The organism is Pseudomonas sp. 21615526, assembly GCF_013386245.1.
GTDB lineage: Bacteria > Pseudomonadota > Gammaproteobacteria > Pseudomonadales > Pseudomonadaceae > Aquipseudomonas.
Genome location: NZ_JACAOM010000068.1, coordinates 21,442 through 32,031, shown reverse-complemented (window position 1 = coordinate 32,031; position 10,590 = coordinate 21,442). Strand labels below are relative to the sequence as shown.

Sequence of the window (10,590 nt, the reverse complement as noted above, 5' to 3'; positions counted from 1 at the left end):
GATCAGGGAGGGGCGGGACACACCGATGTGTTCATCTTTGACCACGGGCCGCATGGCGATAAATACCTCCGCCTCTTCTCCCGGCTTGAGCCAGGCACGTGGCCAGACGCTGACGGCCAGGGTCTGGGAGTTGCTGCATTCTCTTTCATCGATGCGCACGTTACGGTTGAACTGATTGCGTACCACCACCACGGCCACATTGAACTGCGGGCCTGCATACCATTGGCTGCGTTCGGTGTTCAGGGCCAATAGCTCGCGGGTGCTGCACAAGGTGTCCAGGCCCAGTGGCATGGGCGCGGCCTTGAAGGCCGTGGGTACTTGCCCGCTGACGAGGTGAGCCAGGGTGCTGGTGATGTCGCTGCGCTTGATCACCGGTTGATGCTCGGCATACCGCCGGGCCAATGGCTTGAGTGCGGCCTGCAGTTCGGCTTGATCCTCCTGGGGCAAGTAGCGTGAAGGATCAGCCTGATCGCCGATCACGCGCGGCGTCAGGATAAACAGGCGTTCGCGCCGGTTGTTCTGGCGCTCGGAGGAAGAAAACAGGGCCTTGCCCAGCAGCGGAATGTCTCCCAGCAGAGGGATCTTGCTTTGTTTGTCGGTGCTTTCAGTGACATGGAAGCCACCGACCACCAGCGAACGTTTTTCCGCCATGACCGCCTGGGTGCTGACTTTGCCGCGGCGTACATCGGGGCTGGTGCGCGCGGGGTTGGACTCGTCGAAGTTACCGTCCTCGATATCCACCACCAGGTGGATCTGGTGATTGCCGCGGGTAGTGATCACCCTCGGTACCACCTGGAAGCTGGTGCCGACCGTGATGGGCAGGATGGTTGCAGTCTCGGTGCCGGCGGTAAGGTATTGGGTGCGGTTGAAATCGATCACCGCCGGCTGGTTTTCCAAAGTAAGCACCGACGGGTTGGACACCATGGTCGCCAGGCCACGTTGCTCCAATGCGCGAATATCGGCGTTGAAACGATCACGGTGCTCGATCGACAGCTGTGATGAAGACCCGGGCGCCATGTTCACGCCACCCCGGAAACGGCTGTTTTGAAAACCCCATCTAATCCCGAATTCCCGCAGTTGAGTGCGCTCGATATCAAGGATGATCGCATCGATTTCCACCAGCTTGCGGGCTACGTCGAGCTGGCTGATCAGCTCACGGTACATCGCCTGGCGCTCCGGCAGGTCGTAGATCAGGATGGCGTTGTTGCGCACATCGGCTTCGACTCGGATTTTGCTGGTGGAGACCGGTGCCCGAGGGGTGAGTGACATGCCGGTGTCCGCCGGCCCCGGGTTCATCGTCTGACCGAGCATTTGCCCCAGCATCGGGTTACTCAGGCGCGGAAATACCGGGGTTATGGGTGAGGGTTGGGAGGCAGAGGGAGGGCGTGGGCTCATGCCTGAAAGCGTCGAGGCCGTGCGAGGTTCCAGCAGCCCCCGCAGCATGCTGGCAACGCCTGGGATGGTCAGTTTCTCGCCGCGATAATCAATCTGGCGGTCCGCCGCATTGGCGAACTTCAGCGGGTAGCTGAGGACGCTCTGCTTTTCATCCGGGGACTTGCGCTGGCTGCTGAACTGCTTGATCTGTTCGATATAGCGCTTGGGCCCGGAGACCAGTACGACGCCGTCCTCAGGCAATTCGCCCCAGCCGAAGCGGCTATCGAGCAAGCCTATATCGGTGAGGGCCTGCTTGAGGTCGGCGATGGTCTCGGAGGAGACCTCCAGGCGTGCAGATTCCTGTTGGTCCAGGGTGCTGACGTACAGCGTGTTGTTGTACAGGTACCACTGGAAGCGGTGCTCTACGCCGAGCCTGTCGAGAAGCGATTGTGGGGTATTGGCGCGTATCTTGCCGTTGACGTTGCCTTCGAGGAGGCCGTCGATTTGCAGTTGGGTGCCGAAGGTCTGGGCGAAGTCTTCCAGCACATCCCGCAGGGGCTTGTGTTCGGCCTCATAGGCATAGGCGGTGTTTTTCCATTCGCTGGGGACGGCGGCCAGGGTGCTTTCCAGGGGCGCCAACAACCAGGGCATGAGGATCAGGTAGCGCCAACGGGCAGGCTTTACGGCGGCGGCAGGCGAATTGACGCGCAAGCGGATGTGCTTGTCGATCTTGTTAGGCATTGAGAATTCTCTGTTTTAGTGACGCAGCGACCGAAGCGAAGTAGGCCTAAGTTTCCGGGCTGGGCTGGCAAGGTGCGCAACAATGCCCCGCCAGGTATCACGCTGGTTCAGCAGGGTTTCGAGTTTGCCAAGCAGGTGGGGCAGGGCACAGTCGCCAGGGAGTTTTTGAAGCAGCCAAAGATGACCAGTCATTGCTTCCTGCGCCAAGGCACCCTGGAAATGCCTCAGACTTTCCAGTCCGAGGCGCATCCACGCCTCCAAGGCTCTTTTGTCGACCCGATGGTGGGTCAGTTGAACACTGATCAAAAAAGCTTGTTGGTCGCGCCGCACCTTGATTTCGTCATTATCTTCAAACAACGTGATCAGCGGTTCGCTGCTACTCAACCAACGACCGAGTAACGCTTCCACTCACTGTATGCCTTCGATAACGGTCTTGGCTGTTTCGCTCATGTAATTGGTGTAGGTGGAACTGGCTGATAACGTGGCCGCGAGGAAGACTTTTTCGTCATTCATTGCCGCCAGGGCTTCGTCGTTGTTCAATCCATCGCGTTCTATCTTTTCAAAGCGCTTTTGCGAATTTTCCAGTTGCCTGTAGAGATTCGCTTGCAGGCGATAATCAAAGCTCATTGGTTTTGCTCCAGAGGATGTTACGTCCTGTGTGGCTCGACGCGTGATTCCAGTTCCACGGGTATTTCGTTAAACGTCAGCGCTCGTTGAACCGCAGCCCCTGCGTGTTATTGGGTTGAACCCGACGTGCCGGAATTCCATAGGGTTTCCACCATCGAATCCCAGTCGATCCGAAATCCACCTTCGGGCGTTTCCAGAATGAGCATTTGAGGTGCGATGTTCTCCTCGGTGCGCAGTGTCCAGGGAAGGTCTGTGTGCCTGCTCAGCCACTGGTCTACGTTTTTACGGTCCAATGGATTGCAGAGCAAAGTGGCTTCGATTCGCGGGACCTGGGTGGCCAGTAATTGCTTTAGCAGGACGCTCAGGCGTTGGGGGGAGACTGTTTCCTCCAGTAGGTTACGAATGGCCAGGCTGGTGATGGAGGCGGCAATGGGTTCAATGTTGTCGCAGATAGCCTGGCGTTCAATCTCCCAGCGTTGCAACTGAGTGTTGGCGCGTTCCCAGAACTCACGGCAAGCATTTGCGTAAAGTATTTCGCGCTGCTCTTCGGCCTGGCGTAGTAGTTCGCGCGCTTCGGCTTTGGCGCGAATAAGTAATGTGCCCGCCTGAGCACAGTCGATAAGCATCTCTCGGGCAATCAGGGTTTGTGGCAGGTCCTGGCCTTTATTCAGCTCAATTTTACGTCGGCATAACATGCAGGTTGTTTGCTCCTGATCAGGGCCACGCGTGATCATTCGTGATGGCGGTAGCTCGCCAGATGACGGCTCGCCACAGAGTATCCAGCCGACCATGACGGTCGGGCAGGTTGGAATATTTCTCCAGGTCGACTACCCGTTGATTCGCAAAGCCAAGTCGTAGGCGTTGCCATACCGCAGGCTCAACCCAGGCGCGCAGGTACTGCAGAGGATCGTCTGTGTTCAGTACCCGTGAGTCCGCAGGGAGCGCTTTGGCAAGGCGCTGACACCAGAGGTATTCATCCTCCTCCAGCAAGTGGTCGCGTACAGGCTGGCAGACACTGCCGATCAGCGTCAGCATGCGGTCGCGTTGTGGTGGGGAGGCTTGCACCAGGTGCAGCAAGGCAGGGGAGGGTGAGGGTGGCAGGCAGGGGGTGATGGCCAGTGCGGTGCTCACTCGTTCATGCCGGCTGCGACATAGATCGGTCGAGGCGATATATGGTCTGAGGACCTCCCAGTCACACGCTGGCGTTTCCCATGGGCGGGCCCACCATCGAACCCACGCCAGCTGATTACTCATGAACAGACGGGTTTAGTGAGGCATGAGCCGGTACGACAGATGAGTCGTGTTGTTGATTCACTCCCCGTTTGCGCCAGATAAACGCGCCAGCCCCCGCAAGCGTCAATATGATGAGCAATACGGTAAGACTCATGCGCCAGAAACCGAGATCGTTATCCTGAACCAGGAACGGACCAAAATAGGTCAGACGTTGCTGCTCCAGATACGCCGCGGCGGGGACAAACACTACGGTTAATTTTTGAGTGTTTTCTACAGCGGCTGCCATGCCGGGGATACTGCTGGCCACCATCCTGCGTACTCGGGGGCGGATATTATCAGGCTCAAGTCGTGGATCGTGTTTGATGAACACCGAGGCTGATGCCGGTTGTACGGGTTCACCCGGGGCAATCCGTTCGGGGAGCACGACATGGACTCGAGCGACGATGACCCCGTCGATGTTCGACAAGGTTGCCTCCAGCTCCTGAGACAATGCATAGATATAGCGGGCACGTTCTTCCAGCGGTGTTGAGATAACGCCTTCTTTACGGAAGATATCGCCCAGGGTCGACCGGGCCAGTTTGGGCAGGCCAGCGGCCTCGAGCGTCCGGACCGCCCTGCTGATGTCCGACGCGTTGACGCGCACAACAACGCCGTCTTTGGCTGGCACTTTTTGGGCCCGGATTTGTTTATCCGCGAGTTCTGCAACAACCTCATTAGCCTCCTGTTCGGACAGTCGGCTATGGAGTTCTACTTTTTCACCGCAACCGGCCAGCAGCAATGCCAATGATAAAACTAATGGGGTGGTGATCCAGCGGAGCATGACTTACCTACTGAAGGTTGGTTATTTTCTCGCAACATTGCACGGTTTTGCTGATGACCTTGACTGACATGGACAGCTCCCGATGGGCGTCTGAAAGTGACTTGGCAATTTGATGCATTTCCGTTGATTTTTTATTAAGGCTCAGGTCACGCAAACCTTTGGTCGCACGTTTTGATAGCCTCGTTAAATGAGAAGACTGTTCGGATAGCGCGTTCGTACCGACCATTGAATTTTGGCTACCCGGGGAAGACGCGCGATCAACCAGGCTGGCTTGGAAAAAATTCATGTCGGAAGCAGAGGTATCAATACCTCGTGATTCAACCGTTCGTGAAACCGGGCGTTCTGTGAAGTCGTCAGCGAGCACGCGCATGTAAACCTCCGGCAAGACGCTAGGAACGTTCTTGTTGGTTTGGGAGTAATGTTGGTTTTTTTCGACGGTTCAGCATGAGCCATGCTAGCAAACGGGTTGCTTCCTCTATGTTTAATAGAGGAAGCAAAGGTTTAAAACCTTAGTTTGCCTATGTTTTCGAGTTCTTTTGTCATTATTTCGTTTTTAACCTCCTCTATTTTTAGTCGACGCATTTCAGCTTTTTTTGCCGCTTCGATATCGGAATTGTCTCCGCCACCAAGACTGCTGGCAGTAACCCGCTCGTTAACATCGATTTTACTCATAACATCACCTCTGAGTTGCTTGATTTAAATTTTTTGTTTGTTTGTGCGTTGATGCTTAACCACGAACGTAGACCCATCGTTGCCCGTCAGGCATATGAACCAAGCACATGGCTGGCCCGATCGGCGAAGTTGCTGATCATGTAGATGGCCTTTCCTTGAGTGGTTAAATGAAGATTTCAGTTCCAGAAAAACTGCTGGTCCTGGGTTTAACCTGTTCCGCCGAGTGATATATCCAGTTGTTTCATCCTGTAGTACAGCGTGCGCTTGGCAACCCCCAATTCCCCGGCTACTACATCCACGTTGCCGCCGTGACGGCGCAGCGACTCTTCAATCAGCGATTTCTCGATTTGCTGTAGCCGCGCCTTGAGGTTCATCTCTATGTCCTGATGGTCCCTCATCGACTCTGAAAGCGGCGGAAGATCCAACACAAAGCGCTTGGCTGTCGAGCGCAGTTCGCGGACGTTGCCCGGCCAGGAATGGCATAGCAATTGTTGCAGCAGCGAGCTGGATGCCAGGGGTATCGGGTATTTAAAGTACTCGGCTTCCTGGCGCACGATGTTCAGGAACAAGGGGATAATCTGCTCGCGACGTTCGCGCAGGGGAGGGAGGCTGATGCTGATTACGTTCAGGCGAAAATACAGGTCGCGCCTGAACAATCCTTGCTCGACCATTTCGTGCAGCGAATGCTGGGCGGACGCGATAACGCGCATGTCCACCGGGATAAAGCGGGTGGAACCCAATCGCTCAACGCCCCGGGACTCCAGTACCCGCAGCAGTTTGGCTTGCAGGGTGAGGGGCATGCTGTCTATTTCGTCGAGGTACAAGGTACCCAAGTGTGCGGCTTCGACAAAGCCTGCCCGTGATTGCATCGCACCGGTGTAGGCGCCGCTGTTGACCCCGAACAGTTGGCTTTCCGCCAGGCTTTCGGGAATTGCAGCACAGTTGACGGCGACGAAGTTGCCTCGCCGGCCCGATAAGCGGTGGATGCGTTGGGCCAGGGTATCTTTACCGGTGCCGGTTTCCCCCAGCAAAAGTATGTCGATGTTTAAAGCCGCAGTATTGTTGATAGTGGCTTCAATGGTTGGGCATTCAGTAAATGGATCATCCGTTTCAAACGTGCTTTGATAGGAGGCCGACATATCGCTGTTGCTCCTATTGTTTCTCATTGTTTTACTGAGGGGCTTCCCTGCTGATATGGATAAGTAGAACGGAATTTAGCTGATTTGTCATTCTGTCGGAGAGTGCGAAATAGACGTTTGTGATGTGTGAAAAACCAAAAAATCTTAAGTTAAATATTATCAAGTGGGCGCTCGCTCGTGATTGCCTGATAATGGGTCGGAATAATCTTAAACTCGGGGGTGTCAGGGAGGAATGGCGTATTTTTACGTATTGAGGGCTGTGGTTGTTTTATAGGGTTGCCGTATTAAGATGTCAGGGGATATTTCAAAGTCGATCTTTGTAGAAAGTTGCAAACATCGCCCACAAAAAAGCCGATGCAGTGCATCGGCTTTTTGTTTTGCGGCATAGGCCGCAGGTAAAGCTTATACGTTGAAGCGGAAGTGCATCACGTCGCCATCCTTGACGATGTATTCCTTGCCTTCCAGGCGCCATTTACCGGCTTCCTTGGCACCGGCTTCACCCTTGAACTGGATGAAGTCGTTGTAGGCGATGACTTCGGCGCGGATAAAGCCTTTTTCGAAGTCGGTGTGGATCACGCCAGCCGCTTGCGGGGCAGTGGCACCGACCTTGACGGTCCAGGCGCGTACTTCTTCAACACCGGCGGTGAAGTAGGTCTGCAGGTGCAGCATTTCGTAGCCGGCACGGATCACGCGGTTCAGGCCAGGCTCTTCCAGGCCCAGGGCCTCGAGGAACATGTCTTTCTCTTCGCCGTCTTCCAGCTCGGCGATTTCCGCTTCGATCTTGTTGCACACCGGAACAACCATCGCGCCTTCTTCTTCGGCAATGGCCAGGACCACGTCGAGCAGCGGGTTGTTCTCGAAACCGTCTTCAGCCACGTTGGCGATGTACATCACCGGCTTGGTAGTCAGCAGGTGGAAGCCCTTGATCACCGCCTTTTCGTCGGTGCTCATGTTCTTCATCAGGCTGCGTGCCGGCTTGCCCAGGGTGAAGTGGGCAATCAACTGCTCCAGCAAGGCTTTCTGGACCACTGCGTCCTTGTCGCCGCCCTTGGCGTTACGCGTGACCTTTTGCAGTTGCTTCTCGCAGCTGTCGAGGTCGGCGAAGATCAGTTCCAGGTCGATGATCTCGATGTCGCGTTTCGGGTCGACGCTGTTGGAGACGTGAATCACGTTCTCGTCTTCGAAGCAGCGGACCACGTGGGCGATGGCATCGGTCTCGCGGATGTTGGCGAGGAACTTGTTGCCCAGGCCTTCACCTTTCGACGCGCCGGCTACCAGGCCCGCGATGTCGACGAACTCCATGGTGGTCGGCAGGATGCGCTTTGGATTCACGATGGCCGCCAGGGCGTCCAGGCGTGTATCGGGCATCGGCACGATACCGGTGTTCGGTTCGATGGTGCAGAAGGGGAAGTTCTCCGCCGCAATACCGGATTTGGTCAGGGCGTTGAACAGGGTGGACTTGCCGACGTTAGGTAGGCCGACGATGCCGCAATTGAATCCCATGGTGTTTCCCCTCGGGTAAAGAGTCAGGCCTTCTGGCTGTGCAGGTTTTTCATCGCACGGTTCCATTCACCGGCGAAGATATCCGGCAGCACGCCGAGGGCAAAATCGATGCTGGCATCGAGTTTTTCCTGTTCGGCGCGTGGCGCACGACCCAGGACGAAATTTGAAACCATACTGGCAACGCCCGGGTGGCCAATGCCAAGCCGCAAGCGGTAGAACGTATTCTGATTGCCCAACTGCGCGATGATGTCGCGCAGGCCATTATGCCCGCCATGGCCGCCGCCTTGCTTGAGCTTGGCAACGCCGGGTGGCAGGTCTAGTTCGTCATGGGCCACCAGGATTTCTTCGGGTTTGATCCGGAAGAAGCCCGCAAGCGCCGCGACAGCCTGGCCGCTGCGGTTCATGTAGGTGGTGGGAATCAACAGACGAACATCCTGACCCTGATGCGAAAAGCGTCCGGTCAGGCCAAAATATTTGCGATCGGCCACAAGATTGACGCCTTGGGCGTGGGCGATACGCTCAACAAAAAGGGCCCCCGCGTTATGCCGGGTCTGTTCGTATTCGGCGCCTGGATTTCCCAGGCCAACGATCAGTTTAATGGCAGTCACGACAGGGGCCCTTCCTTTGGAGTTGTGGATAACATCGCCGTTGGTGCGGCGAAAGTGGACGACAAAAACTCATTAACCGTTAGAGGCCAACTTCGCATTCTCGCCCGCTTTCTCGCTACGTTCCGGTCCGCGATGTTTCCTCAAGCTCCGGCATTACAGAGTGAATTACTCTGCAGCGCCTTCTTCAGCTTCTGGTGCAACGCGTGGAGCGTGTACGTTTGCAACAGCTTTGTCGTCACCGTGAGCCAGTGCAACGAACTCAACGCCTTTAGGAGCCTTGAGGTCGGACAGGTGAACGATTGCGCCGATTTCCAGAGCCGACAGGTCGACTTCGATGAACTCAGGCAGGTCTTTCGGCAGGCAGGTCACTTCGATCTCGGCGATAACGTGCGAAACTTCGCCGCCTTTCTTGACCGGAGCTTCTTCACCAACGAAGTGCACAGGCACGATAGCGGTCAGTTTCTGACCAGCTACTACGCGTACGAAGTCAGCGTGCAGCACGTGGCCTTTAGCTGGGTGACGTTGCAGTGCCTTGATGATGACGTTCTGCTTGGTGCCGCCAACGTTCAGCTCGATGATGTGGCTGTAAGCCGCGTCGTTTTCGAGCAGTTTGGCGATTTCTTTAGCCAGCATGCTGATGGATTCAGGGGCTTTTTCGCCACCGTAAACTACAGCTGGAACCAGGCTTGCGAGACGACGCAGGCGGCGGCTCGCACCTTTCCCCAGGTCGGAACGCAGTTCAGCATTCAAAGTAAAATCGTTCATGTTGTATCTCCAAAATAACCACATTCGCCCTAGCGTTTGCGACCAGCGCTAAAGGCGATATGGGCAAAAAAGCCCCGCCCCAACAGAATGCTGGGGCGGGGCGCTTTTCGTCAGGTTGATGCTGCTAAGGTTTGACCCTTAACGGAACATCGCGCTGATCGATTCTTCGTTGCTGATGCGGCGAACCGCTTCGGCAACTACCGGTGCGATATCCAGTTGACGGATACGCGAACAGGCTTGAGCGGCAGCGGACAACGGGATGGTGTTAGTCACCACCAGTTCGTCCAGCATTGAGTTCTCGATGTTCTCGATCGCTCGGCCCGACAGCACAGGGTGTGTGCAGTAGGCGAAGACTTTTGCTGCACCGTGCTCTTTCAAGGCTTTCGCCGCGTGGCACAGGGTGCCGGCGGTGTCGACCATGTCATCAACCAGAATACAGGTACGCCCTTCGACATCACCGATGATATGCATCACTTCAGAGTGATTGGCTTTCTCGCGGCGTTTGTCGATGATCCCGAGATCCACGCCCAGGGATTTGGCAACAGCCCGTGCACGCACGACGCCACCAATGTCCGGGGACACGATCATCAGGTTTTCAAAGCGCTGGTCTTCGATGTCATCCACCAGGACGGGGGAGCCGTAGATGTTATCTACCGGAATATCGAAGAACCCCTGGATTTGGTCAGCGTGCAGGTCAACCGTGAGAACACGGTCGATACCTACCACGGTCAGCATGTCAGCAACGACTTTCGCGCTGATAGCCACACGTGCGGAACGCGGACGGCGATCCTGACGGGCATAACCAAAGTAAGGGATTACAGCTGTGATTCGAGTCGCTGAGGAGCGGCGGAAGGCATCAGCCATCACGACGAGTTCCATCAGGTTATCGTTGGTCGGAGCGCAAGTCGGCTGAATAATGAAGACATCTTTACCGCGGACGTTTTCATTGATCTCGGCTGTAATTTCGCCGTCGGAGAATTTACCGACAGAGATGTCACCGAGAGGGATATGCAGCTGACGTACAACACGCCGAGCCAGATCGGGGTTAGCATTCCCCGTAAAGACCATCATCTTGGACACGCGCAGTACCTAGAGGCTGAGGGTAACC

Annotated in this window: 13 protein-coding genes; 1 reads left to right on the top strand and 12 read right to left on the bottom strand. The window is 55.9% G+C overall.

The window, feature by feature from the left end; translation table 11 throughout:
• A partial coding sequence (gene sctC, locus HX786_RS19500; RefSeq protein ID WP_178912487.1) for a type III secretion system outer membrane ring subunit SctC occupies positions 1–2,115 on the bottom strand: 2,115 nt, incomplete at its 3' end.
• A gap of 72 nt (positions 2,116–2,187) precedes the next feature.
• On the opposite strand from sctC, the gene HX786_RS19495 reads away from it, so the two are divergent.
• Positions 2,188–2,514: a hypothetical protein gene (locus HX786_RS19495; protein WP_173406097.1), complete on the top strand. Its 327-nt coding sequence runs from the start codon at positions 2,188–2,190 to the stop codon at positions 2,512–2,514.
• Between the two features lie 9 nt (positions 2,515–2,523).
• On the opposite strand, the gene HX786_RS19490 is transcribed toward HX786_RS19495, so the two are convergent.
• The 11 genes from HX786_RS19490 to HX786_RS19440 all read right to left on the bottom strand — a co-directional run bounded on the left by HX786_RS19490 (position 2,524) and on the right by HX786_RS19440 (position 10,562).
• Positions 2,524–2,742: a hypothetical protein gene (locus HX786_RS19490; protein WP_003208375.1), complete on the bottom strand. Its 219-nt coding sequence runs from the start codon at positions 2,740–2,742 to the stop codon at positions 2,524–2,526.
• Between the two features lie 107 nt (positions 2,743–2,849).
• Positions 2,850–3,437: a type III secretion system stator protein SctL gene (gene sctL, locus HX786_RS19485; protein ID WP_003208376.1), complete on the bottom strand. Its 588-nt coding sequence runs from the start codon at positions 3,435–3,437 to the stop codon at positions 2,850–2,852.
• Between the two features lie 19 nt (positions 3,438–3,456).
• Positions 3,457–3,777, bottom strand: a complete 321-nt coding sequence (locus HX786_RS19480; RefSeq protein ID WP_218169027.1) for a type III secretion protein — start codon at positions 3,775–3,777, stop codon at positions 3,457–3,459.
• A 211-nt stretch (positions 3,778–3,988) separates the two neighbouring features.
• Positions 3,989–4,795, bottom strand: a complete 807-nt coding sequence (gene sctJ, locus HX786_RS19475) for a type III secretion system inner membrane ring lipoprotein SctJ (protein ID WP_177009588.1) — start codon at positions 4,793–4,795, stop codon at positions 3,989–3,991.
• A 7-nt stretch (positions 4,796–4,802) separates the two neighbouring features.
• Positions 4,803–5,165, bottom strand: a complete 363-nt coding sequence (locus HX786_RS19470; RefSeq protein WP_023659153.1) for a hypothetical protein — start codon at positions 5,163–5,165, stop codon at positions 4,803–4,805.
• A 131-nt stretch (positions 5,166–5,296) separates the two neighbouring features.
• Positions 5,297–5,467 (bottom strand): hypothetical protein, encoded by a 171-nt coding sequence (locus HX786_RS19465; RefSeq protein WP_177022694.1) that lies wholly within the window; start codon positions 5,465–5,467, stop codon positions 5,297–5,299.
• Positions 5,468–5,673: 206 nt separating this feature from the next.
• Positions 5,674–6,606: a sigma 54-interacting transcriptional regulator gene (locus HX786_RS19460; protein WP_177009586.1), complete on the bottom strand. Its 933-nt coding sequence runs from the start codon at positions 6,604–6,606 to the stop codon at positions 5,674–5,676.
• 402 nt (positions 6,607–7,008) lie between these two features.
• Positions 7,009–8,109 carry a redox-regulated ATPase YchF gene (gene ychF / locus HX786_RS19455; protein ID WP_003208384.1) on the bottom strand — a complete coding sequence of 367 codons (1,101 nt, stop codon included), beginning with the start codon at positions 8,107–8,109 and terminating at the stop codon, positions 7,009–7,011.
• A gap of 23 nt (positions 8,110–8,132) precedes the next feature.
• Positions 8,133–8,717 (bottom strand): aminoacyl-tRNA hydrolase, encoded by a 585-nt coding sequence (pth, locus tag HX786_RS19450; RefSeq protein WP_003208389.1) that lies wholly within the window; start codon positions 8,715–8,717, stop codon positions 8,133–8,135.
• A 165-nt stretch (positions 8,718–8,882) separates the two neighbouring features.
• Positions 8,883–9,482, bottom strand: a complete 600-nt coding sequence (locus HX786_RS19445) for a 50S ribosomal protein L25/general stress protein Ctc (RefSeq protein WP_003208391.1) — start codon at positions 9,480–9,482, stop codon at positions 8,883–8,885.
• Positions 9,483–9,620: 138 nt separating this feature from the next.
• A complete protein-coding gene (locus tag HX786_RS19440) occupies positions 9,621–10,562 on the bottom strand; it encodes a ribose-phosphate pyrophosphokinase (RefSeq protein WP_003208392.1) in 942 nt (313 codons plus the stop codon).
• Between the last annotated feature and the right edge of the window lie 28 nt (positions 10,563–10,590).